The 23,906-nt window shown below is 52.5% G+C and carries 16 protein-coding genes; 12 read left to right on the top strand and 4 right to left on the bottom strand.

Annotated features, from left to right (window positions below):
* Nucleotides 1-12: 12 nt before the first annotated feature.
* Together SH302x_RS15355 and SH302x_RS15350 are read left to right on the top strand one after the other, a co-directional pair.
* Complete coding sequence (locus SH302x_RS15355; RefSeq protein WP_479363273.1) at nt 13-2,133, top strand: carbon starvation CstA family protein; 2,121 nt, start codon at nt 13-15, stop codon at nt 2,131-2,133.
* 15 nt (nt 2,134-2,148) lie between these two features.
* Nucleotides 2,149-4,155 carry a protein kinase domain-containing protein gene (locus tag SH302x_RS15350; RefSeq protein WP_479363272.1) on the top strand — a complete coding sequence of 669 codons (2,007 nt, stop codon included), beginning with the start codon at nt 2,149-2,151 and terminating at the stop codon, nt 4,153-4,155.
* A 6-nt stretch (nt 4,156-4,161) separates the two neighbouring features.
* On the opposite strand, the gene SH302x_RS15345 is transcribed toward SH302x_RS15350, so the two are convergent.
* The 4 genes from SH302x_RS15345 to SH302x_RS15330 all read right to left on the bottom strand — a co-directional run bounded on the left by SH302x_RS15345 (nt 4,162) and on the right by SH302x_RS15330 (nt 7,921).
* Nucleotides 4,162-5,484 carry a protein kinase domain-containing protein gene (locus SH302x_RS15345; protein WP_479363271.1) on the bottom strand — a complete coding sequence of 441 codons (1,323 nt, stop codon included), beginning with the start codon at nt 5,482-5,484 and terminating at the stop codon, nt 4,162-4,164.
* Nucleotides 5,485-5,829: 345 nt separating this feature from the next.
* The gene (locus SH302x_RS15340; protein WP_479369272.1) at nt 5,830-6,321 is read right to left on the bottom strand and encodes a TadE/TadG family type IV pilus assembly protein; all 492 of its coding nucleotides are present in this window, start codon (nt 6,319-6,321) and stop codon (nt 5,830-5,832) included.
* 19 nt (nt 6,322-6,340) lie between these two features.
* Nucleotides 6,341-7,396 (bottom strand): vWA domain-containing protein, encoded by a 1,056-nt coding sequence (locus SH302x_RS15335; RefSeq protein WP_479363270.1) that lies wholly within the window; start codon nt 7,394-7,396, stop codon nt 6,341-6,343.
* A gap of 81 nt (nt 7,397-7,477) precedes the next feature.
* Nucleotides 7,478-7,921 carry a TadE/TadG family type IV pilus assembly protein gene (locus SH302x_RS15330; RefSeq protein WP_479363269.1) on the bottom strand — a complete coding sequence of 148 codons (444 nt, stop codon included), beginning with the start codon at nt 7,919-7,921 and terminating at the stop codon, nt 7,478-7,480.
* A 306-nt stretch (nt 7,922-8,227) separates the two neighbouring features.
* On the opposite strand from SH302x_RS15330, the gene SH302x_RS15325 reads away from it, so the two are divergent.
* The 10 genes from SH302x_RS15325 (at nt 8,228) to SH302x_RS15280 (ending at nt 23,612) form a co-directional block, all read left to right on the top strand.
* The gene (locus tag SH302x_RS15325) at nt 8,228-8,563 is read left to right on the top strand and encodes an ArsR/SmtB family transcription factor (protein ID WP_479363268.1); all 336 of its coding nucleotides are present in this window, start codon (nt 8,228-8,230) and stop codon (nt 8,561-8,563) included.
* Nucleotides 8,564-8,662: 99 nt separating this feature from the next.
* A complete protein-coding gene (gene arsD, locus SH302x_RS15320; protein WP_479363267.1) occupies nt 8,663-9,925 on the top strand; it encodes an arsenite efflux transporter metallochaperone ArsD in 1,263 nt (420 codons plus the stop codon).
* A gap of 67 nt (nt 9,926-9,992) precedes the next feature.
* A complete protein-coding gene (gene arsA, locus SH302x_RS15315; RefSeq protein WP_479363266.1) occupies nt 9,993-11,816 on the top strand; it encodes an arsenical pump-driving ATPase in 1,824 nt (607 codons plus the stop codon).
* 260 nt (nt 11,817-12,076) lie between these two features.
* Nucleotides 12,077-13,429, top strand: a complete 1,353-nt coding sequence (locus tag SH302x_RS15310) for a sigma-54-dependent transcriptional regulator (RefSeq protein ID WP_479363265.1) — start codon at nt 12,077-12,079, stop codon at nt 13,427-13,429.
* A complete protein-coding gene (locus SH302x_RS15305) occupies nt 13,426-15,315 on the top strand; it encodes a sensor histidine kinase (protein ID WP_479363264.1) in 1,890 nt (629 codons plus the stop codon). The genes SH302x_RS15310 and SH302x_RS15305 overlap by 4 nt, the downstream gene beginning before the upstream one ends.
* A 614-nt stretch (nt 15,316-15,929) precedes the next feature.
* Complete coding sequence (locus SH302x_RS15300) at nt 15,930-16,211, top strand: transposase (RefSeq protein WP_479363263.1); 282 nt, start codon at nt 15,930-15,932, stop codon at nt 16,209-16,211.
* A 328-nt stretch (nt 16,212-16,539) separates the two neighbouring features.
* Nucleotides 16,540-18,027 (top strand): TolC family protein, encoded by a 1,488-nt coding sequence (locus SH302x_RS15295; RefSeq protein ID WP_479363262.1) that lies wholly within the window; start codon nt 16,540-16,542, stop codon nt 18,025-18,027.
* A 99-nt stretch (nt 18,028-18,126) separates the two neighbouring features.
* Nucleotides 18,127-19,368, top strand: coding sequence for an efflux RND transporter periplasmic adaptor subunit (locus tag SH302x_RS15290; protein ID WP_479363261.1), 1,242 nt, complete (start codon nt 18,127-18,129; stop codon nt 19,366-19,368).
* Nucleotides 19,365-22,460 (top strand): efflux RND transporter permease subunit, encoded by a 3,096-nt coding sequence (locus SH302x_RS15285; RefSeq protein WP_479363260.1) that lies wholly within the window; start codon nt 19,365-19,367, stop codon nt 22,458-22,460. The genes SH302x_RS15290 and SH302x_RS15285 overlap by 4 nt, the downstream gene beginning before the upstream one ends.
* 222 nt (nt 22,461-22,682) lie before the next feature.
* A complete protein-coding gene (locus SH302x_RS15280) occupies nt 22,683-23,612 on the top strand; it encodes an exonuclease/endonuclease/phosphatase family protein (protein ID WP_479363259.1) in 930 nt (309 codons plus the stop codon).
* Nucleotides 23,613-23,906 lie beyond the last annotated feature (294 nt).

Genomic DNA, 23,906 nt, shown 5'->3' with positions numbered 1-23,906 from the left:
GTGAATTGATCTATGTCAGCCCTTCCTTTGTTGCTCTTTGCGCTTGCCACGATGGCGATCGCTTATCGATTTTACTCCAAGTTCATCGCGGTTCGCATCGCCATGCTGGACAATAAAGCGGTGACACCAGCGCACCGTTTGAATGATGGCCAGAATTACGACCCAACGAACCGTTGGGTGCTTTTCGGACATCATTTCGCGGCGATCAGCGGAGCGGGGCCTTTGATCGGGCCTGTGCTGGCGATTCAATTTGGATACATGCCTGGGTTTATTTGGCTGTTGGTCGGCGTCTGCTTGGCCGGCGCAGTCCAAGACATGCTCGTGCTGACCTGTTCTGTACGTAACGATGGCAAATCGTTAGCTGAACTTGCAAGACGATCGTTGGGAGCAAGCGCTGGTTCGGTTGCTTCGATTGCGATTTTCTTTATTGTCATCATCGCGCTGTCTGGTTTGGGGGTGGTCGTCGTAAAAGCACTGGGCGGCGAGGAAGTCAAGCTGCCAACGGGCACCGTCATTCAGTCGGCTACGGAGGAAGGCGGATTTGCAGCTCCTTCGTCAGCCAATCCGCAGATGGTGACGGTCGCTCCGAATGCAAAAATTCACTACCCAAGCGGTTCGACGGTCACGCGGTCCAGTGCCTTTCAGTTGAGGATCCCGGCCGCAGACTTGGCGGCGAATCCTAACCAGCTTACGTTGCCAGAAGGCACGACCGAGGTGATCAAAGGCAGCTCGTGGGGAATGTTCACGATTGCATGTACGATTCCAATTGCGCTGTTTGTCGGGCTGTACTTGTATCGTATACGGCGAGGTCGAGTGATGGAGGCATCGATCATAGGTGCCGCTGGAGTGCTGCTGGCCACGTTTGCTGGAAACTGGATACCAGGTTCAGTGCTGGAGCCATGGTTTTCGCTTAGCCGCGAAGGATGCATCCTTGCTATCTGCATTTATGGATTTGTTGCATCCGTTCTGCCAGTTTGGCTACTGCTGTGTCCCCGTGACTATATCTCCAGTATTTTGAAGTTGGGCACTCTTTTCGTTCTGGTGATCAGCGTCTTGATCGCGAATCCCAAGATCAACGCGCCGGCTATTAATCCGATTTTTGCCGAAGGTGGTGGACCGTACTTTAATGGAGCGATCTTTCCGTTCGTTTTCATATGCATTATGTGCGGCGCGATCTCGGGCTTTCATGCTCTGGTCTCCTCGGGTACGACCCCCAAAATGGTGAATCGCGAAGGCGACATCCGCATGATCGGTTACGGAAGTATGCTGCTGGAAGGCCTAGTGGCGATTGTTGCTTTGATCGCAGCGGCATCTCTACCGCAAGGCGACTACTGGGCGATAAATATCGAGATATCGAGTGTCGAGAAGTATGCCGACAAACTGACGCAGATGGGAGCCGACATCGATAATTTACCGGTCCTAGAAGAGCAAGTTGGCGGCGAGACTTTGCGTGGGCGAACCGGTGGAGCCGTGACGCTGGCAGTTGGCATGTCGCAGATCATGTCCAATGCGATCGCTCGCTTTAGTTCATCGATGGACATTGGCGGGTTGATGAAGTACTGGTACCACTTTGCCATTATGTTCGAAGCGTTATTTATCTTGACGACCATCGACGCGGGGACGCGAATCGCGCGTTTTCTGCTGCAAGAAATCCTTTCAAAGTTTATCAAGCCTATGGAACGCATGGATTGGCTGCCGGGAGTGATCATTGGCAGTCTGGTCGTGTCCTTGCTCTGGGGCGCATTGATTTGGACCGGCTCGATCAAGACGATTTGGCCAATGTTTGGCATTGCAAATCAGCTTCTGGCCGCGATCGCGCTGATCATTGTGACATCGGTGCTTTTTGAAGGGGACAAGCGACGTTATGCATGGGTGACGCTGGTTCCGCTTGCGTTTGTATCGTTGACTTCTATCGTCGCAGCCGTTCGAATGTTGCAGGACAGCTTCATTCCTTCCATACTAGGCGGGTTGCGAAAGGAAGACTGGGCAATGTTTACGCAAGGCAGCCTGACAACCGCCGCGACGGTATTCTTGCTGTTAGCGTACATCTGGATCTTAGTGACTGCGATGAAGAATTGGACCCAAAGGCCTGGTCGTAAACAGCCTTCCCCAAATGCGTCCACCGTTGAATAGGCAAGCGAGCGAGATATGGTTGAGCAACAAAAAACAGAGTGTCCCAGTTGCTTCAAGTCAATTCGCGTTAACATCGAGCACTTTGGAAAGACGCTCCAGTGTCCTCACTGCCGCCAGAGGTTCAAGCTCAGTTCCGTTCAATCAAAAGACCCGTCGCAATCCGCCTCGGCTAGTTTGCTGAGCGAGGCTGTGCTAGACACCAAAGTCGATCGTTCGACTAGCGATACCAGTGTCGAACAGTCAAGTCGCTCAGTCGCATCCGATTCGACTTCTTCCTCAACGGACGCCAGCAGTTCGACGGCTAAGACTAAAAAATTCGGGCGATTCGAGATTCGCTCGCTGCTGGGAACAGGCGGGTTTGGACGCGTGTATCGAGCTTATGACCCGGCGATGGACCGCGAGATCGCTTTAAAAGTCCCGCTGTTCAATCAGCTTGATAAAGCGCGCGTGCAGCGCTTTCTGTCCGAGGCGAAAGCGGCCGGTAAACTCAGCCATCCGCATATCGTTCCGACTTACGACTGCGGGCAGGCCGATGGCAAATATTACATTGCGTCCGCTTTCATTTCGGGCAAAACGTTGTCGGATGTCATTAAACAAAAGCCATTCAGCTACAGGCAATCAGCAATACTGGTCAAGCAACTCGCGGAAGCTTTATTCTATGCGCACACGCAAGGAGTCGTCCATCGCGATGTGAAGCCTCACAACGTGATGTTAGATCAAGCGGGCATGCCGTTCCTGATGGATTTTGGTTTAGCCAAACGTACCAATGATGATTCGGCGATGACGGTGGATGGTGCATTGCTAGGCACGCCCGCCTATATGTCACCGGAACAAGCACGCGGTGAAACAGCTCGTATCGGCCCCGCGAGCGACCAATACAGTTTGGGAGTTATGCTGTACGAACTGTTAACGGGCCGTCGGCCTTTCGAAGGCAATCCACATGCGGTCGTCGCGATGGTGGCAACAGCCAATGTTCCTCCGCTGCGCGGCATCAAGCCAGACATTCCTAAAGATTTGGAAGCGGTTTGTCTGCGATCGATGGCCCGCCAGCCAGAGGAGCGTTTCCTGAACTGCGAACAGTTTGCGGCAGCGTTGTCACGTTGGATCGAGGGCAAAGCGAACCTTATTACGCAACCGCCGAACAGCCAACGCAAGTCACCGCGCTTGGCGGCGCAAAAAGCATTGAATCCGAAAGTAAAGCTTAGCATAGCGGCGGCGGTTCTATTGAGCCTAGGCATTGTAGCAGCAGTGACGCTATCCCGAGGTGATTCGACGCGGCAGACAGTTAGCAGCAGCAACTCAGCCGCAGCGAGCATGTTACCCAATGCGGACCTGCCTGCAGTAAAATTGGATCCGGAGGCGAGCCTGCCGATTGCTTCCGCTGCAGAAGTCGATCCATCTGCATCACTTCCTACCAGTCCGGTCACACCAATACAGCCGATTGACGATTTGCCCGAGTGGGTCTACTTGTTCGATGGTTCAGATGTCAGTGCTTGGAGTACGCTGGGGCCTTTTCAAGTAGTCGATCGATTGCTTGTGGCGAGCGGAGGACGGTCCAATGCGATCTCACGAGAGGCTTATGGAGATTTCGAACTCGAATTCGAGTGGCGAATCGGGCCTAATGGAAACAGCGGCGTTTACTATCGCGAAGCTCCTATTGGAACGGTGGCTGCTGGTCGTGAATATCAGATTCTTGACGATAAGGCTTATGCAGATCGACAGGGGCCTCAGCAACTGACCGGCTCGCTGTACGGATTAGTAGAGCCAGTAGGTGCAGCTCCCAATCCACTCATGCAATGGAACCAATCGAAGATTGTCGCAAACGGAACGAAAGCAGAGCACTGGCTCAATGGTCGGATGGTCCTTAGTTATGACACCGCAAGTACTCAATGGCAGGCAGCACAAAGTGGAAATGCTTATGCACAACAAATCAAGGACAATGTTCGGCAAACCGGAGTCTTGCTTTTACAAAGCCAATCTGGCGACGTGGCGTTCCGAATGATTCGAATCAGGCGTTTGTAGTCGCATTCACTTGCCATGAAAAGGCTGCAGAAAGCTTTCCATGATCTCTGCGGAAGCATAGCGCTTTTTGATGTCGTGGTTCATCGCGGTAGCGAGGACTTGGATCAACCGCGGCGGCAAAGCCATCTGTTCCAACATTGCGAAATCGCACTGGACTCCATTGGCCGACATCAGCGGATGCTTGCCAGTCACCAATCGATAAAGGCAAGAGCCAGCCGCAAAGATATCGGTCGGGGGACCAGCGAGTCGAGAGTCTTGCATCTGCTCCGGTGACATATACGCGAGTGTTCCGCGCAAGGAAAACTGATCCGTCATCGCGCTAAGCCCAGCGTCTTCGTAGCACTTGGCCAAGCCGAAGTCACCAAGCTTGACTTGCAAGCGATGCCGCTCTCGATAAGCCAGAATATTGCCTGGCTTCACATCTCGATGCACGTAACCTTGCTGATGAGCGTGCGCTAGGGCTTGCAGCACTCGCGATACGATCCAGCAACCCATGCGCACTTTACGGTCGGGCTGCATTGCATCCACCAACTCCAAAAGATTGATCGTTGGAATCCATTCCATGACCAGAAACGGCTGCTGGTTTTGAAATCCGAATTCAATGGATCTTACGATGCGTGGATGATTCAGCTTCATCAAGATGGAAGCTTCTCGCACAAAGAGGCTTAACATCTTTTCCGAGGGTGCCCCTGACGTTTGAATCAATTTAATGGCTACTTGTTCGCCTGTCTTGCGATGCTTGGCCGAGAAAACAGAAGCCATACCGCCTTCACCAATCTTCTCGATTAAATCGTAGGCACCAAACTGAGTTTCACTCTCGGCAAAACTTCCCGACGGCGAGCCCGATGCAGAGAAAAGTTCTGTGGGCAAATTGTCATTGGTATTGCTTGAAGTTGATTGCGTCAGGGGAATGGTCGGAATATCGCTAGAGCTTTCGGCTGACTTTTGGGAGGGATGTGTTGGTTGAACTTGAACCACTACCGAAGTCTCGCCAAAGGAAAACGTGTCTCCATCGGTCAGAACTGCTTCAGCCACCAAGATGCCATTTAAGCTTGTCCCATGAGTGCTATTCAAATCAACCAAGTGAACTTTGGGCGGATTGATCTGAAGCTCGCAATGCAGCTTAGAGCACTTGGGTTCGTTGGCTAACCGAATGTTTGCGGGCGCTTCGCGGCCGATCGTCAGTGTCGTTGGTCGGTCAAAAGTCCAATGCTGCCCCTGGTGAGCGCCTGAGGTAATTCGCAACGATACTCGCGCATTCCTATCGACGATTGGCGAGGCTTCATTCGCAGATTCCTTCTCGACTTCCGCAGATCGATCATCAGTCACTGGTACAATTCCCGGGGCGGACGCATTACTTGGTACACATTTCAGGGGCGACCAAGCTGTTGAAGACGACTGATTCTAATTATTTATTGCCAGAACGCACTACCAACTGACGGAATCCAAAAGTCTGTTTTATCCAAAACGAGGCCAACTCCGGTATAACGTAAGCCCTACGTTGACAAAAACACTAGTGCTTCGTCAAGACTTAAACTGAGGGTTGAAGGTCTTGCGTACGACGGACTTCCAGTTCGTCGGTGCGAGGCTTTTTTGGGCGGACTGGAAGTCCGTCGTACCCTAAAACTAAATGTTGACCAAACACTGGAAGCATTTGAACAGGGGAGGCCGGATTTACTTTTGGTCGATCCCTTTGGCAGGCTTCGATTTGAGCTTTTGCGCTTTGGCCTTCATTTGAGGCAGTTCGGTCAGCTTTACGACTGGAGGACGTTCAGAGAAAAGTGTGGTTTCGCTGACAATGTCCTGATCACTAATCCATCTGGGCAAAATCCATGTATTGGCACTAACATTGATCGCGACTCGAACTGAGATCAAAGACGTGTCTTCATTGATCGTTTCAGGGGTAACATTGATCTGGAAGTCAGACAGCTTGTTCTGTTTCAACAGTTGTTCCGCTTTCTGAATGGCTTCCTGAGTCGATGCTCCAGGCACCATCGCATGGCGGGCACCTTCGTAAGCCGCCGCGTCGGCCGTGTGCTGCAACATGAGCATCCTATTCAGCTCGATGGCGCCTGCGAAAAAGAGGAAGATGAGCGGCAAGACAATAGCGAACTCGAGCAATACTGCTCCGCTGCGATGTAGCCTCTTTTTTTTTCGCGATATCATCTTCTTCACGAGCAATGGATCAATAAGTAATCAGAGTTGGCAGGCGACTAATAATTTCTTCAAACGCGGTGGTAAGTTGAGCCGCATTGGAGGCATGGATATGTTCACCTGAGCCAATCGCCGCAACTTCTTGCATTTTGCCAGAGTTCGCCTCTGCAGAAAAAGTAACGGTGAAGACCTGCACGTTTTCCTCAGCCGCGATGTGTGCGGCGAGGACTGGATCGGTGCCATAGTTATGATTGCCGTCGGTCAGAACGATCATCACTCGGCTAGCCCAAGGTCGGGCTTTCTTTTTGTCCGCCAGCGAACTTAGGCCAGCGATCATGCCGTCTCCGATATTTGTCCATCCTCCGTGAAACGCGGCGCTGTGGAGATTCATGTGATGAATGATTTGGGCGTAGTTGGATGTCAGCTCTTGATCAACGCTAACAGTATGCGAGTAGCTGGCCAGTGAAACAGATTCCGTTTGCCCCGACTGGCTCAACAGATCCAGGAAATGCTTTACCGATTCTATTGCATCCGACCAGCGAGCATTGGGAGGTATTGGCATTCCAAAGGTCCAACCAATCGGGGCCGCATCGGGCACGCTTTTATTGGAGGACTCATTGTCCGCAAATGCCATCGAACCCGAACGATCAATAACCAGTGCAATATCCAATTCGGTTTGTGTGCTTATCGCAGACTTGATCGGCTTGAAATCAATCGCAACACCCATGGTTGGGAAAAGCATTGGGACATTGATGGTGCCATTAGAACGTATGCGAACTGCATTGGGATTCTGCCCTGGCTGGAAATGGTAGCGTTCGAATTCCGAATAACGCGTGGAGACACCAAATTCCAATTGGATGCCATCCGGCGTCAAAGTTTGATTTACGAACGGATTGCGTTGCAACAACAATTCCGCCGCAGCGGTCGCTTCCTGTTGGCTTCCGGTGACCGCTAATGTCCGGCCGGCGGCACGCACGGCAACGTCAGCCGCAATTTGCAATTCGGTACGCGCAAGCTCCATGTAGGAAACGTTAATCGTGTAGGCAGACACCGACAAGACGACTGGGAACAGCATCACAAACATCATGATGCTCGCGCCCCTGCGGTTTCGGATTCTGCGAACTCTTCTAGACTGGGTGTTAGCGATTATTGGTTGCATGATGCTGGCTCAGTTCTCCGCCATGATAGTGACTGCTGCGGTGAAGATTTTGTCTTTATAAAACCAAGTACCAAGAATCGCATTATCTTCGGCTCGTACCTGGACTTTGGTTGTGAGCAGATCTCCGTACTTCAATGTGCGAGGATCTTCGGGCTCGCAAGTAAACTGATATTTTTTGATGTTTCGCCCGAGCAGGATCACGTCGCATTGGGCCTGTAGGTCCTCGGCGGTGACAGAGTTGACGATCCCCAAGCGTGCGCACTCATAAGCGGCAATCTTTAAAGACTGCCGGAGGTACATCATGCGGCTTGTTTCGATCGTGCCCATTACGAGGATTGTAAGAATGGGCAGACAAATCGCGAACTCTAGCATCGCAGCTCCTGAACGAAGCTGTTGGATCGTTTTTGCTCTTTCTCTCGCAGCCAACATCAGTGCGACGCCTAATCGATACATGTGACAAGAACTCGTAAGTCAGATGAACATTATGTCACCTTTACGGCAGTGAGATTTCCGTGAGGGAGTCCCACATGCAATACCTGCATCCCCACTAACGGTTGTATCGATTTTGAGCTTTAAACCAGTCCGGGACTTCACCGCATTTAGTTGGACAGCAAACATTTGCTGAAAACCCGAAGGTTAAATGCAACACCATCTTACTTGAAAGATCAGCATTGACAGAATGAATCAAGTCGCGTATCGTATATCGACGATAAGCAATTTAGTGGCAAAAGGCAATCCGAGGTCTGAAAGCGAAAAACGATGGTCAAGGCAAAAGCAGAATCCAAGAAATGCTGCACGACCAGCGAGCAACTCGCGTTGCCCGACGTCACTTGGGCCGAAGAGCTAGCCAAGCTCAGTTGGGCCCTGGCCCATCCGGCCCGGGTACGAATTGTGCGTTTGTTGCTGAATCGAACTTCCTGCATGTGCGGAGAGATCGTCGAGGAAATGCCGCTGGCTCAATCAACAGTTTCCCAGCACCTGAAAATCCTGAAGGAAACCGGATTGGTGCAGGGAGAGATCGACGGGCCTCGCGTTTGCTACTGCATCAACAACGAGGCGATGGCCAAATTGAAGAAGCTGATCGCGGACTTGTAAGGCAGTTTAACCGCGTGGGCAACGCCCCGAGTGTACACATTTTTTTACCCAAACCTATCGTACTTCGGCGATAGGCGATATCGTGCAAAGGAGCACACAATGAGCGAGCGGATGATTATTGATGATGTGCGGGACCAATACGCTGGCGTTGCCAAGGGCGCGTTATCCAACGAGTCGACTGCGGTCAGGTCCATCGCGTCGGCGTTTGGGTATTCCGAAGATGAACTCAATCAGTTGCCATCGGAGGCCAACATGGGTCTGTCCTGCGGAAACCCTTTGGCTCTGGCTGGCATCCGCGAAGGGGAAGTCGTTGTCGATCTCGGTTGCGGCGGTGGCATGGATGTGTTCCTGGCTGCTCGCAAAGTAGGTGCGTCGGGTCGCGTGATCGGTATCGACATGACGTCCGAGATGCTTGAGCGAGCTCGGGCTGGTCAGCAGAGACTAGGTCTTACGAACGTCGAGTTCCATCAATCGACTATCGATCGCTTGCCGTTGCCAGACAACTCGGTCGACTGCGTGATCAGCAACTGCGTGATCAATCTGGTGCCCGATAAGTTGGCTGTGTTTCGCGAGATCTTGCGAGTGCTGAAACCTGGCGGACGCGTGGCACTGAGCGACATCGCCCTCAAGCAAGAGCTGCCGAGCGAAGTCAAGCAAAGTGTCGAAGCGTATGTCGGTTGCATCTCCGGTGCCATTCTTATCGACGACTATCGCAGCCAATTGGAACAAGCTGGTTTTGCTTCCGTGGTCGTGACGGACACCGGGTCCGACCTAAACGCATACGCCATGGCCAGCGACGGCGGATGCTGTGGCGGCGGTTCGTGCGGATCAGACGAAAAGTCTTTGCACGACGGGCTCGCCTCGGTCATGCAATCATTCGATGCCAATGCCTATGCCGCAAGCGTACGAGTCCACGCGCTGAAACAATCTTCGGCCAACGCCTTGAACACCATTCCCGTTTTGAATCTTCAATCAATCTCCGAGGAGAAAGTTATGAAAACTGTACAAGTCTACGACAAACCTATGTGCTGCTCGACCGGCGTCTGTGGTCCAGACGTTGATCCCGTGTTGCCAAAGTTCGCAGCGGATCTCGACTGGCTCAAGAACCAAGGTCACAACGTCGAGCGATACAACCTCGCACAGCAGCCACAAGCCTTTATCGAAAACAAAGCGATTCACCAACTGCTAAGCACCGCGGGGACCGACTGCCTGCCAGTCGTCGTAGTTGACGGCGAGATCGTCAGCCAAACCGTATATCCATCGCGTGACGATCTAGCAGGATGGGTTACCGGTTCGCCAGCAAAGCAACTCCTGCCCGTTAGCAACGCTGGCGGATGTTGTGGGACCAGCGGCTGTTGCTAAAGCCCAATCGCTGACCTATCGCCGACATTTCGCCGGCGATGAAGGACCAATATAAGGAACATGTATCATGAAGTTTTTAGAACATCCAACCCGCAACCTTTTCTTCACTGGCAAAGGCGGCGTTGGCAAAACATCGGTTGCATGTGCGACCGCAGTAAAGCTTGCCGATGCTGGCAAGAAAGTCTTGCTCGTATCGACTGATCCAGCGTCCAATCTCGACGAGGTCTTAGGTGTCACGCTGGGTAACCACCCAACCGCGATTCGAGCTATCGCAACTCTGTTTGCGATGAACCTCGATCCTGAGAAATCAGCGGCCGAGTATCGCGAACGGATGGTCGGCCCTTATCGAGGCTTGTTACCCGAGGCTGCAGTCAAAAGCATGGAGGAGCAATTTTCGGGTTCGTGTACGCTCGAGATCGCTGCCTTTGATGAGTTCTCACGCTTACTTGGCGATCCCAAAGCCACCGCTGAGTTCGATCATGTGATCTTCGACACAGCACCAACTGGCCACACATTACGATTGCTCACACTGCCTTCCGCATGGGATGGCTTCATGGAACAGAACACGACAGGCACCAGTTGCCTCGGGCCTTTAGCCGGCTTGCAGGACCAACAGAAGCTTTATCAGGAATCGGTGAAAGCGCTCGGCGATCCAGCCGTGACAACTCTGGTGTTAGTCGCGCGTGCTGAAGCAAGTGCGCTGCGAGAAGCGACTCGAACCAGCGGTGAGTTGGCCGAACTGGGCGTGAAGAATCAACACCTTGTCGTCAACGGTGTGTTTAGGGCGGTCGATGCTAACGATCCGTATGCGGTAGCGCTTGAGCAACGAGGAACCGTTGCACTGGCTGCGATTCCAGAAGGCTTAAAGGCCTTTCCGCAAACCATTGTTCCTCTAAGTCCCGACGGAGTCCTTGGAATCGATTCGTTACGTCGACTCGGCAAGTCCACCCATCAGCCGCAGGGCGTTAGCCCCCGGTTTCCTTCTAACTCCACATCCAGCCAAGAACCGGACGCTAACGCGTACCGGCTAATGCCACCACTATCAGAGCTAATCGATGATTTAGTTGCACCTGGTCATGGCGTGATTTTGGCTATGGGCAAGGGTGGCGTCGGTAAGACCAGGGTTGCTGCGGCTATCGCTGTTGCCATCGCCGAGCGTGGATACGAAGTGCATCTATCCACTACCGACCCAGCAGCGCATATCGCTGCAGCGATAAACGATGAAAGCCTGCCAAACTTGTCGGTCAGTCGTATCGATCCCGAAGTGGAAACAGCCAAGTATTCAGCAGAGGTCCTCGGCAAGGCTGGCAAAAATCTCGACGCGCAAGGTAAAGCACTTTTAGAAGAAGATCTGCGATCGCCGTGCACCGAGGAGATTGCCGTGTTCCGAGCGTTCGCCGACGCAGTCGCCGCCGGCACGAACAAATTCGTCGTGCTCGATACGGCACCTACTGGCCACACAGTTCTCCTGCTTGATTCGGCGCTTGCCTACCACCGGGAAGTAACGCGACAGTCGAGCGAAATGCCGGAAGCCGTTGAAAATCTTCTTCCACGTCTGCGAGATCCCAATTTCACTCGAGTGCTCATCGTCACACTTCCTGAAGCGACACCGGTCCACGAGGCGGCTGCGCTGCAGCGAGACTTACGTCGTGCGGAGATTGAACCCTACGCGTGGGTCATCAATCAAGTGCTCAGTCCGTTGCCAATTACCGATCCGTTGATGAAACAGCGTCAATCGCATGAGCAGAAGTACTTACGGGAAGTCAAAGAAGTTCAAGCCAGTCGCGTGGCCATTATTCCATGGCAGCTTGAGCCTCCCACCGGACTTAAGGCCCTCAGCCTGTTGACTCACTCTGAGTTAACACCGCCTGCAATAGTCGCCAGGCTTTAACTTCCCTTGGGGGCGTCGATCAGAACCGGCAAAACGTATCAGCCCTGAGCGAGCTTCCCGTTGCGAATGGGCGTTTCAACAGATGTTAACCTGTGATATCTTGACAAACCTGACAGCAACCGCGCGCCTGAAGTTTGCCCATCGGGAGAGTAAGTCAGTTACGGATAGCAAATGAAAAGCGATGAGATAATTACGGATGGTGGCTTGAGAAGTCGAATTTGCAGGGGCATAATCCGCTGTATCCTGTTAGCAAAAAGCCTATGCTCTACACGGCACTTTTGATTGATGACGACACGTCGATTCGGCAATCAATGCGATTGTGTCTGGAGGCGGAAAATGCACGGGTGTTACACGTAGGGACTTCATCGGGTGCTTTGGAGGCGATGGAACGCTCTCGAGTCGATGTCGTTTTTTTGGATTTGTGGTTGGGCTCCGAATCAGGCCTAACTGTTCTTCCGGAAATCTTGCGACGGCAGCCAGGCATTGGTGTGATTGTTGTAACGGCTTTCGCGACGTACGAATCAGCAGTCGAGGCCATGAAATTAGGGGCGGTCGACTATTTGCCGAAACCCTTCACTCCCGAACAAGTGCGCAATGCAGCGAGGCGGGTGGTTACCGCATCGCTGCTTCGCCGAAATCTGAATGAACTGCAAGATCGGCTAGACGAAACCGAGGGCGAGACAATCTTCGATAGCTCCAGTCCAGCGTATGGGGCGTTTTTGCAAACAGCGACTCGGGCGGCCGCTTCGGATGCCGTAATTTTGTTGCGGGGCGAAAGTGGTACCGGCAAGACGATTCTGGCCCGCTGGATACGCCGCAATAGCCGTCGGCGCACAGACCCGTTTGTTACGGTTCATTGCCCCATGTTGTCCAACGAGTTGATGTCGAGCGTTTTGTTCGGGCACAAAAAGGGGGCGTTTACAGGAGCGATTGCGGATGCCGTGGGTAAGGTGGAGGAAGCCGAAGGTGGGACGTTATTCCTGGATGAAGTTGGTGACCTAAACGCGGATGCCCAGGCCCGCTTGCTACGGTTTCTCAATGATAGGACTTATGAAAGGGTCGGAGAGGCGCAGGAGCGACATGCAGATGTGCGATTGATTGCAGCTACCAATCGATCGCTGGAGAACGATGTTCGCGAAGGACGATTTCGTGAAGATCTGTTTTTTCGCTTGAATGTCATTCCGCTGACCATTCCTCCACTGCGTGAGCGTCACGAAGACGTGCTATTGCTAGCCCGACATTACTTAAATTTCTTTGAGCGGCGACAAGGAAGACAGAATCTAACGTTCTCGCCAGCCTGTGAACAAGCAATCCGCAATCACGCGTGGCCTGGCAATATGCGAGAACTGCGCAATGCCGTCGAACGCGCTGTGATTTTGTGCCCCGCTTCCATTATCGATCAAGCTGATTTGGGGCTCGCTGGTAGCCCGCGGACGACGTCGGCTTACGGCAGCGACTCGATGCTTGGTAGCGAAATCACGCTAGAGGAAATTGAACGAGAACATCTCGCCAGAGTTGTGGCACGAGCGGCGTCCTTCGAAGCAGCAGCCCGCACACTGGGAATCGATGTCACGACGTTGCAACGTAAACGCAAGAAGTACGGGATGTCATGATGGGCGGAAGTTTGCGAACTCGCTTCATCCTGGCCAGTTTGCTACTCGTTGCGGCAACCGTTGGTAGCAGCTTGTGGAGCTATCTAACCTTCGCGCGACTGAATGCTCTGGTGACTCAATCACTGCGGTACAACCAAGCCGCGATTGACCTAAGTGCAGAAATCCAAGGATCGCTCGAACGTGAAGATGACGCACTGCTGTTGTTCCTCACGGGTGAGGTTGATCAAGCAACCCGCGACTTGCAATCCGAGCGTGGGCGTGGCGTCACTAGCCTGGAGCGATTGATGGCTAGGATGGCAGAAGCCAATCCTGACGAACGATTGTTGATCGACCAATTGAAACAGCATTTCGGGCAATATCGACTGGCTGGCGATTCGCTAATATCTGCAACCGACCAGAACAATGGCTTGCAAGAATATCATCGCGAAGTTAATCCGCTGTTGCGGCAAGCAGTCTCCAGTTGTGATCAAATTCGCAACTATAGCTTTCGTGCAATTGAGAGGGCGGGTAAAGTCGCGCGTGACGAAGCTGCGCGCGGGATGAGGACCGTCAGCTTGATCGCCTTGCTGACCATGGCATTGGGGGTTGCTGTAGCTGCTTGGTTAGCGAGGTCGATACTAAAACCAGTGCATGAGTTGACTACCTCGGTCGAGGCAATTCGTGAAGGAGATTTCCAACGTCGTGCGAATGTTCGGGGCACCGATGAACTAGGTCGATTAGCAGACGGCTTCAATCGAATGGCTCAGTCCCTCGCGGAATATCGTCGATCGAGTCTTGGTGAATTATTGACAGCGAAAACGACTCTGGAAGCAACGCTCAACGCCTTGCCCGATGCAGTGTTCGTGTTCGATTCTGTCGGCCGATTGGCTGCGTGGAACTCGCCAGCGCGAACCGTTCTAGCAGCCAAACAAGTCGATTTAGCAGACTGTTTATCTGAAATGCATTTCTTTGACGAGCATTTGGACACGATATATGCCGCTTTACTGGGACGACCAACACCAGAAAGACCGCTCGATTTTGACCGAACGCTCGCAGTCTTGATCAACGATCGGCCACGCCGCTTTCTCGTGACAGTTGTTCCAATACCAAACTTTAGCTCGGGGGCATTTGGTGCAGTTGTCGTTTTGGATGATGCCACCGAGTTCATCCGTCTCGACCAACTGCGAATGGATTTGATTGGCGTCGCCTCGCATGAACTCAAGTCTCCCTTGACTGCTTTACGTATGAATTTGATGATGTTGGGCGAATCCACCACCGAGATGACGGAGCGACAACGGGAATTGGTTTTGGCGGCTATCTATGGGGGCGAGGAGTTGGGGGTGACGATTGAGGAGTTGTTGGACGTTACTCGAATTGAGGCGGGGCAACTGCGACTGAATCTATCTTCTGTAGATATTCGTTCCATTATCGCTGATGTTAGTCGTTCTTTGCAAACACGTTTCAATGATTCGGGAGTTCAGCTAACCATCATCAGTGATGCTGCAGACTTTCATTTACTCGGCGATGCGGTTCGCCTTCGCAGTGTGTTTGCAAACGTGCTAGAAAATGCACTAAAGTACTCTCCTAAAAATGGCATCGTATCTGTTTGGTTGTCTAACTTCGGTGGGGGGGAGCAAGAGCCAACTAGATTACGCGTTACGATTACAGATCAAGGCCCAGGAGTTCCGGAGGATCTTCGGGAACGAGTTTTTGACAAATTTTTTCGCGTTGAGCACTATGAGGACCAGCGTGATCAGGGGGTTCGCGGCACCGGAATAGGCCTCTATTTATGCCGCGAGATCATGAAGGCGCACGGGGGTTTTATTCGCTGCGAATCGGCTGCTGATAAGGGAACTCGGATCGTATTGGAGTTTGCGATTACGCAAGATGGAATTCTAGTCCACTGAAGCGAGCAATCGTGGTGAACCGTAGTGTGGGACCAGGATTAGCGAAAGACCGTCCGTGGATTTTGCATGCCTTCGTCCCGCCATCCTGGGCAAATTGCAGCGACGATCGCTTGAATTAAACGATTGCCGTGTGCGAATAGCTTGGGTAATACCAATGAAAAAGCCGGTGGCGGGCAATTGTATCGCTTTGGCATGCATACTGCTTTCTAACTAACTGCGTCGACTAGTGTTGTAATACCGTTTTTTCCTGCCTGCTTTGCTGATGAGAATGAAATCCACGATGGACCCGTCAATGACTAAGCCCTTCAACCAACTCATTGTGATTTCGTTTGCACGAAACTCACCCTCAGAAAGGCTTGGCAGTTCATTAATGCGGCGGCCAAGGCAGATCTACTACTCGCGTCCGCCATTTTTACTGATAGACGCTAGGCCACATGCATCTAAGTGATGGCGTCTAGTTATTCTCGCTTGAGCCGAGCAGCGGCGATGTCCCAGAGTGGCGCAAGGACTGCGGACTGTGCCTTCAATCTGAGTGGGCCAGCGAAGCAAGAAGCTCTTGCACCATTTACACTGGCAGACAATGTGGTTCACGACGGATTACACTGACTTAAAAGATGCGCGACCAAACCTATCCAAGCGATCTAACCGACAAGCAATGGGAATGCCTCCAATCGCTTATACCCAAGCCAAACTCAGGTGGACGTCGACGCGAGATCGACATGCGGAAGGTGGTAAACGCGATCAGATATTTGCTAGCAACTGGATGCAAATGGCGGGAAATCCCAGACTCCTATCCAAATCGCTCGACTGTCCGCCACTACTACGATTCGTGGAAGAAAGCAGGGGTGTGGGACCAAATTCAAGCAACAATTAATGCCTCCAAAATTGGAGAATGATGGCTTGCCAATTGGGAGGGCAGGAAGACTAGGGGATTTGCTCACATTGCGAAGGATCAAGCTTTTTAAACAAATCAAACAGGTCGATAGACATTCTGAGTGAACGTTAGGAAGAGGCTGATTCCAATTCCCCGGAATACGGCTGAGATGAATGAGAATTGAGATCATCATGTTAAGAAATTTCCCGAGGACACACCGCCGCGACAGCAAGTCCATTCGGACTTGCTGTTGGGTTCCGTATCTGTACATGATCTCCCTGGCGTTTGTTGGTTGCCAAACCCCGCAGATTTTGAGTAGTGCCCGAACTGCCAAAACAGAATCTCGATCGATGGACGGTGTATTAACGGAGAAAAAAGCTGAACAAGATGCTCCTGACTTAATCGGCTCACCAACTTTGGAAGTAATTGCCATTGACTATCCTGCGGTCCAAGTCTCAGCAATAATCGACGATACTACCACAACACGTCTTACCAGTGTCCAGTATGCGATGAAGCCGACCTTGGATGACGCCGAATCTGCCCCCGAAGAAGTCCAACCCGAATTGTTGCTCGGCAGTGCCGACTCCAACATTCCGAATTTGACACTTAACGAAGCGATCGCCTCGTGTTTGCGAAACGATCCTCTCTTGAGAGCTGGCTTTCAAGAAATAGCTTTGGCCAGCGGCGACTATGTTACTTCGTCATTAAAACCAAATCCTGATTTAGAAATCGTGCAATCGTTGCTACCATTGGGACGACCGTTTGTGGCCGATGAGCGTGAGGGTGGGCCACCACAGTTCGACGTCGCGTTAAGTTATCCGATCGATTGGTATCTGTTTGGTAAACGCGTCGCGGCCATGCGCAGTGCAGCCGCGGAGGTTCAGGTTACTCGTGCCGAATATCAAGACTTGGTGCGGGTGCGGGTACTGGAAGCTGCCTTGGCATATTACGATGTCGTCGAAGCTCAAGCCTTGATCGGTTTGGCACGCCAGGACGTCGAGAATTTTCTTGAAGTCGAACGAATTGCCGAGATCGCGGTGGAGAACGGAGCGGTCCCACAAGTAGAGCTCAGTCGCATTCGTCTGGATCGTTTGAATAGCCAGCAGGCGCTGCGTGAGGCTCAGCGCGATTTGCAGATTTCAAAAGCAGAACTGCGAGCGTTGATGGGCGGCACGGTCTTTGGTTTGGACCAACAAGATGAGTTTCGCGTAGATGCGATACTCCAAGAGAGTTCAAATGGACATTCGATTGCAGTCAAAGGCGAACTCCAAGCATTAATTGAAGTGGCACGACAAAATCGACCGGACATACGAGCTCTGAACTTGCGAGTTACTCAGCGTCAAGCTGAAATGATTCGTGAATATAGAGCTGCTTACCCCGAAATTAGTCCAATGGTCGGCTACACACGACAGTTCCAGCAAAAGGCAATCGGCTTTCCAGACGCGAACTCCTTTGGCTTTGGCGTCTCTACAAGCTTACCGGTCAACAATCGCAACCAAGGCAATCGTCAACGGGCCAGTGCGGCCCTTCGGCAAGATAGCTTCCGATTGCAAAGCGGATTGATCGACTTGCAGGCCGAGGTACAAAGCGTCCATGCGGAATTGGTTGCTGCCAGTGAGAATGCGAAGGCGATTGCGGAAGAGCAACTCAAACTTTCCGAGGAAGTTCGTGACAGCATTCGTCGGGCGTATGAAGCGGGCGGGCGACCGTTGATCGACGTGCTGGACTCTCAACGCAATTACCGCGAAACGTACGCGAATTACATCGCCAGTCGAGCAAACTATCTACGAGCCGTACAGAAATTCAATGCCACATTGGGCGAAGAACTGGTCCGTTAGTCTCGCCACATGGCCAAGGAGATGCCGTTTAGTCATAGCAATTCCACTGATCAAGAATCTGAACCAAGACCTACAACCTGAGCGAAAGTTTGAAAACGAATGAGCACTGGCCCTTCCGAGCACGTTGAACCGCCTGAATCCCAGGTCGAAAGTTCTACGAAATCCCAACTTGTGGGTCGAATTGGGTTTGCCATTCAATTCTTTGGCGCGATTGGGATTGCGCTGGTTGCGATCATCTATCTTTCGCTGCCATCTAAAGATCGTGCCCAAGAGGAGACAGGGCACGCAAGCCAGACGGCGCATCGACTTGCAATTGAGGTCGTTGGGGATGGGCTGCTGTCCATTAGTGGCTCCACTCCGTTAGCTGCCAAGTTGAAGTCTCATCAAGTGATGAGGACCGAATCAACGGCACCTTTGATACGCGTCAATGGCTCGGTTGCCGCTAGCTTGAGGCCCGTCGGCGATAACGCCACGGAACAGTGGCAATTCAACGACCCTGAAGCATTAGCAACCTTCTATGCTTGGCGTCGGGCACTGGTCGATATTCAATTTGCAGAAGAGCAGGCTCAACGTCTCAAACAGTTGTCAAAAATTCGCGTCGAAAGCCGCCAAGCGATCGTCGAGCGATTGCGACGTTTGGTGGTCGCGGGCACTGATAGCCGTGCGGACCTGCAACTCGCTGAAGCGGACTTGCTCGAAGCAGAAACCGAAGGTTTAAAGGATGTTCGTGAGGCCGAGGTCGAACTAGCTCGCGCACAGAAGGACGAAGCGGTTGCCGCGCGAACACTGCAACTCAAAGGGCTCGACGTCGGTATGCTGAGCAATGCGTCGTCGGACGTCGATATCGTGATCGCCGAAGTCCCGGAAGAATATGGCTCGCGAGTTAAGATTGGACAAAGCTGCGAGGCTCGCTTCATCGGAATCTCCCATCGCGTTTATCCGGGCACGGTTCAGATGATTTCTCCTACTCTATCGCTAGAACGCAGAGCGCTGCGAGTGTTGTTTTTCGTCGACGACCCCGATGACGAACTGCGTCCTGGTATGTTTGCAGAGATTGGACTGGGAACCGATGCGCGACAATCACTATTAATTCCGGCTGAAAGTGTGATTCACATTGGACGCGACGATTTCGTTTTTGTGAGACAAGCAACCGACGAAGCGCCGTCCGATGAACGCAGCCAGTGGCTTTTGACTCGAGTGGAAGTCGGTGACAGCCGCGCCGGGACGATCGAAGTGCTCCAGGGACTTCGTGATGGCAATGAGATCATCAGCGATGGAGCGATCTTGCTCAAGCCTGTGGCCGCTGCAGCACTTCGAGTGCGGGAGGCTAACTCGCGATGATTGCAAACTTGATCGAAACCGCACTACGATTGCGGTGGGTCGTGCTGATACTTGCGCTGGCTGCATCCCTCGCAGGCGTTTGGTCGTTTTATAAACAACCGGTGGATGCCTACCCGGATATCTCCGAGCAGATGGTCCAAGTCATCGCCGTCTACCCTGGCCGCGCGCCCGAAGAAGTCGAGCGACAGGTTACGATTCCGCTTGAGAACGCGATGCTGGGCGTTCCCAAAGTCCAAGTCGTAAGATCGCGAACGATCTTTGGTTTATCCGTCGTTCAGATGATCTTCAACGAATCAGCCGAATCGTATTGGGCTCGCCAACGAGTCCAGGAACGATTGGCTGGAGTGGAATTGCCTGATGAGGTTGAGTTTGAATTGGGGCCGTTAGCCACAGCGTACGGCGAAGTCTTTCGTTATGAACTGGTCAGTGACGGCAGATACTCGACCATGGAACTACGCACCATCAATGATTGGGAAGTGATCCGTCAGTTGATGCGAGTTCCGGGCGTCGCGGAAGTATCAAACTTCGGTGGCTTGGAACGTCAATTCGCCGTTCAGTTCAACCCTTACCAGTTGCGCCGCTACGAGCTGACACTGACGGATATCGCCGAATCGATCAATCTTAATAATGCCTCTGGCGGCGGTAGCGTGGTTCCGCGCGGTGATATGTCCCTGGTGGTGCGAGGTCGCGGGCAAATTGAAACGATCGAGGATCTGGAATCGACGTTCATAAAAAGCATCAACGGCTCTCCCATTTACCTTCGTGAACTGGCCGATGTGCGTGAAGACCATCTGCCGCAAAATGGCATCTTCAGCAAGGACCGACTCGACGACGGAGTTGCCGGGATCGTGTTGTTACGACGTGGCGAGAACCCTTCGCAAGTACTCGAACGCGTACAAGAAGCGGTGGCAGAACTCAATGAAAGCGGCTTGCCCGAGGGCGTCCAAATCGCCGCCTACTATGACCGTTCACAACTGGTGGAAGCCACGCTGCACACGGTGACACACAGCGTTTCGCTTGGCATCACACTGGTGGTGTTGATATTGATTGTCTTTCTAGGTCGGCCCGCGATGGCGTTGCTCGTCGCCATGACGATTCCGTTTTCGTTGTTGTTCGCGCTAATGCTGATGTATCTGTTTGATATTCCGGTGGGCTTGTTGTCCATAGGAGCGATCGACTTTGGCATCATGGTCGATGGCGCGGTCATCATGGCAGAGAATATTGCTCGCCGACTGGGCAAATCTGGCACGCGAGATCCGAAAGAAGTCCGCAATATCATTCGTCAATCAGCAGTCGACATGCACTGGCCGGTGTTCGTTTCGATGGGGCTGATCATGGTTGCGTTCTTGCCGCTGCTGTCACTGACACGCATCGAAGGACTGTTGTTTCGGCCGATGGCATTAACCATTTTGTTTGCACTCAGCGGTGCTTTGCTGTTTTCCTTGTTTGTGATCCCGGTGGCGGCGACGTTCTTGTTTCGCAAAGGGTATCAGGAATGGGTCAATCCATTGCTGCGAATCGCCTATCCGCCTTATGAGATTGCATTGCGACTGATGTTGAACGCTCGCTGGATCGTTCTGTCGGTTGCATTGTCCTTCTTGGCCCTGCTATGCGTGACGATTTTCCCGCGTTTGGGCGTCGAGTTTCTGCCCTATCTCGACGAAGGTGTGATCTGGGTTCGAGCCAACTTTCCTGACGGGACGCGTCTGGAGAAAACCAGCGAATTTGGTCGCACTTTGCGCGAGATTGCATTGGAATATGAAGAAGTCAAATTTGCCGTCGTGCAAGCGGGTCGCAACGATGATGGAACGGACCCTTTTCCACCCAGCCGTATCGAAATGATGATCGGCCCCAAACCGAAATCCCAATGGAAGAAGTTTCAATCCAAGCATGAATTGGTGAAAGAGTTGGGAGATCGCTTTCGATCCGAGTTCCCGACGACGCGTTTCAATTTCACTCAACCGATCATCGATAGCGTTACAGAAGATGCCAACGGCACCTCAGCTAACTTGGCGGTTGAACTATCAGGCAAGGACTTTGACCTGCTTCTGGACCTGGCACACCAAACGGTGGCTCTGTTACAAAGTGTCCCGGGCAGTATCGATGCGAGTATCGAACAAGAGGGCCCTCAGCCGCAATTGATTATCGAGCCCGATCGCAAGCGATGCGCTCGATTCAATGTGCGCATCGAAGAAGTCATGCAACTGATCAACATGGCGATTGGCGGACAGCCTGTCGGTCAGGTCGCCGAGGGAGATCGCACGGTTGATATTGTCGCGAGACTTGCACCGGAGTTTCGGCGTTCACCGACTGCGATCGGCCAATTGGCGGTGTACACCCAAGATGGAGTGCCCGTGCCGCTGAGCCAAGTGGCGGATATCTCCGTGGTCGACGGGCAAACGATCATCGCGCGGGAGGATGGCCGCCGACGTGTGACGGTTCGTAGTGATATTGTTGGGCGCGACCAAGGTGGTTTCGTGGCTGAGGCACAGTCGCGTTTTGACCAGGAGATCAATCTCCCTCCAGGCTATCGTGTCCAGTGGCTCGGGATGTTTGAAAATCTCGATCGTGCGCAGAAACATTTTGCGATTCTGATTCCGGCCACGATTGCGATCATTTTCGTGACGCTGATCGCTGCCTTCGGTTCGGTTCGAGCGGCGATCGTGTTGATGATGCCGGTTCCCTTCGCAGTGGCCAGTGGCGCGCTGGCGCTTTACATGAGAGACATGTATCTGAATGTTTCAACGGGTGTCGGCTTCGCAACGCTGTTTGGCATTGCGATGATGGATGCGGTGTTGATGTTCAAAGGGGTCACGGGTTATCGCTCGGAGGGCATGCCGCTTGACGACGCGATCGTGCGCGGACGAATCGATCGATTGCGTCCTGGCCTGATGACCGCCCTGGTTGCCATTTTTGGGCTGCTGCCCGCGTCGCTGGCAACCGATCTTGGCTCTGACGTCCAGCGACCGCTCGCCACGGTAATCGTGTGGGGCTTGGCCGGTTCAACCTGCTTTACCCTGTTCATTACACCAGTGATTTACCGATTGTTTGTTCCGCCGCTTCCCAAGGGCTCGCATACCACCGCCCACTAAGAACATGGTATCACCCACTTGTTGTAATACGTTTGTTCTGAATTTGTAACGTACCACGTTTGGGAAATTGGCGAATCGCTGGCTGCTGCGAATGGCGATACCGCTCAGAGGCCTAATGAACTTATTTCACTGAAACTCAACTTGCGACCATGTACGGGTCGGCCGAATATTCGCTACAGTGGTCCTAAAGTTGTTCGCACGCATGCTCCGGAGGGTGATTTGATGAATTTGTTTAGGTATAGGTTGCTACTTTGCGTTCTCGTTTTTGCGACTGTGCAAAACACGTTCGCTCAAGAATTCCGATTGCTGGCTTGGAATGTCGAAAGCAATCGGCCAAATGAGCCACCGGTGAGTGATTCCAAAGTCATAGCTGAGCAACTTACGGAGTTGATTTCCAGTCCAGAAACTAAGTCCCAGATCGTAACGCTGAGTGAAGTCGAGCCGAGAGATTTTTTTCGATACCGCGATGCGGTGCAGCGTGGGGTGGGTACCGAGGTTGACTTCGTGACTTCGGCCAGCGGCGGATTTAAGGACACCGATTCGCTCCAATTGATCGTGGATTCTTCGAGATTCGAAATTGTTTCGGCGATCGAGCTTCATCGGTTCCAAGGAGAAGTTGCGAATACCAACGTACTTGAAAGTGATCGTGACGAGCTGGGCGCTTATCGCGCACGATCGCCACTTGCCGTACAACTGCTGGAGAAACAAAGTGGCACGACCATGTGGGTGGTGGTCAATCATCTGGCACGAGGAGAGGCTCAGCTCCGTACGCAACAGGCGCGACTGCTTGTCAAATGGGCTCAGTCTACAAACCAGCCGATATTCTCGGTTGGGGATCACAATTTCGACTACGACTTCAACACGCAGAAGGGGAACGAGGGTTTTGACGCAATGATCGAGGGCGACGTTTGGCATTGGGTGAAGCCAGATCCGTTGATTGACTCCAATTGGGCTCAAGATCGCCGATTCCCTAACGAAGCTGTTGATCGATATCCCGACTCTATTCTTGACTTCATTTTCGTAGCCCATGGAGCCAAGTCTTGGAATGGTATCTCAACGGTCATTGTACGCGATGGAGACTTTCCCGATAACGAGCAAACAAGCGACCATCGACCGATCATGGGCACGTTTCGCATCGGAGGAAACAATTAAGATTGGAGGGTGATTGGTAGACTATCTTACTTCCTTCTCAAGCTGCAAATGTTCTCTGTTCCAATGATTGGTATCGGTGTATACAATTCGCTGTTCGTGTTGAAAACCACCTTAGAAATGTATTTGAAGACTCCTAGTCCGACGTGAGTGGATAATGTGATTCAACGCCTGGCATTGGAATTTTTGGAAAAGAGCAGCAGTTAGTGAGCTGTTTACCATCTAAAGGGTCTTCAGTCAAACACCGATAGCAACTATCGCCGGGCTAACGCTGCTAGCAGTCACGGTCGTGGTAGA

This window comes from Njordella calcicola (genome assembly GCF_056494125.1).
This window is presented reverse-complemented; position numbering and strand designations above follow the sequence as displayed.

What these genes read in the sequence shown, in the direction of transcription:
- SH302x_RS15355 (WP_479363273.1), top strand. Translation starts at nt 13, where the DNA reads ATGTCAGCCCTTCCTTTGTTGCTCTTTGCGCTTGCCACGATGGCGATC.
- SH302x_RS15350 (WP_479363272.1), top strand. Translation starts at nt 2,149, where the DNA reads ATGGTTGAGCAACAAAAAACAGAGTGTCCCAGTTGCTTCAAGTCAATT.
- SH302x_RS15340 (WP_479369272.1), bottom strand. Translation starts at nt 6,321, where the DNA reads ATGATATCGCGAAAAAAAAAGAGGCTACATCGCAGCGGAGCAGTATTG.
- SH302x_RS15335 (WP_479363270.1), bottom strand. Translation starts at nt 7,396, where the DNA reads ATGATGTTTGTGATGCTGTTCCCAGTCGTCTTGTCGGTGTCTGCCTAC.
- SH302x_RS15330 (WP_479363269.1), bottom strand. Translation starts at nt 7,921, where the DNA reads ATGTATCGATTAGGCGTCGCACTGATGTTGGCTGCGAGAGAAAGAGCA.
- SH302x_RS15325 (WP_479363268.1), top strand. Translation starts at nt 8,228, where the DNA reads ATGGTCAAGGCAAAAGCAGAATCCAAGAAATGCTGCACGACCAGCGAG.
- arsD (WP_479363267.1), top strand. Translation starts at nt 8,663, where the DNA reads ATGAGCGAGCGGATGATTATTGATGATGTGCGGGACCAATACGCTGGC.
- arsA (WP_479363266.1), top strand. Translation starts at nt 9,993, where the DNA reads ATGAAGTTTTTAGAACATCCAACCCGCAACCTTTTCTTCACTGGCAAA.
- SH302x_RS15310 (WP_479363265.1), top strand. Translation starts at nt 12,077, where the DNA reads ATGCTCTACACGGCACTTTTGATTGATGACGACACGTCGATTCGGCAA.
- SH302x_RS15305 (WP_479363264.1), top strand. Translation starts at nt 13,426, where the DNA reads ATGATGGGCGGAAGTTTGCGAACTCGCTTCATCCTGGCCAGTTTGCTA.
- SH302x_RS15300 (WP_479363263.1), top strand. Translation starts at nt 15,930, where the DNA reads ATGCGCGACCAAACCTATCCAAGCGATCTAACCGACAAGCAATGGGAA.
- SH302x_RS15295 (WP_479363262.1), top strand. Translation starts at nt 16,540, where the DNA reads ATGGACGGTGTATTAACGGAGAAAAAAGCTGAACAAGATGCTCCTGAC.
- SH302x_RS15290 (WP_479363261.1), top strand. Translation starts at nt 18,127, where the DNA reads ATGAGCACTGGCCCTTCCGAGCACGTTGAACCGCCTGAATCCCAGGTC.
- SH302x_RS15285 (WP_479363260.1), top strand. Translation starts at nt 19,365, where the DNA reads ATGATTGCAAACTTGATCGAAACCGCACTACGATTGCGGTGGGTCGTG.
- SH302x_RS15280 (WP_479363259.1), top strand. Translation starts at nt 22,683, where the DNA reads ATGAATTTGTTTAGGTATAGGTTGCTACTTTGCGTTCTCGTTTTTGCG.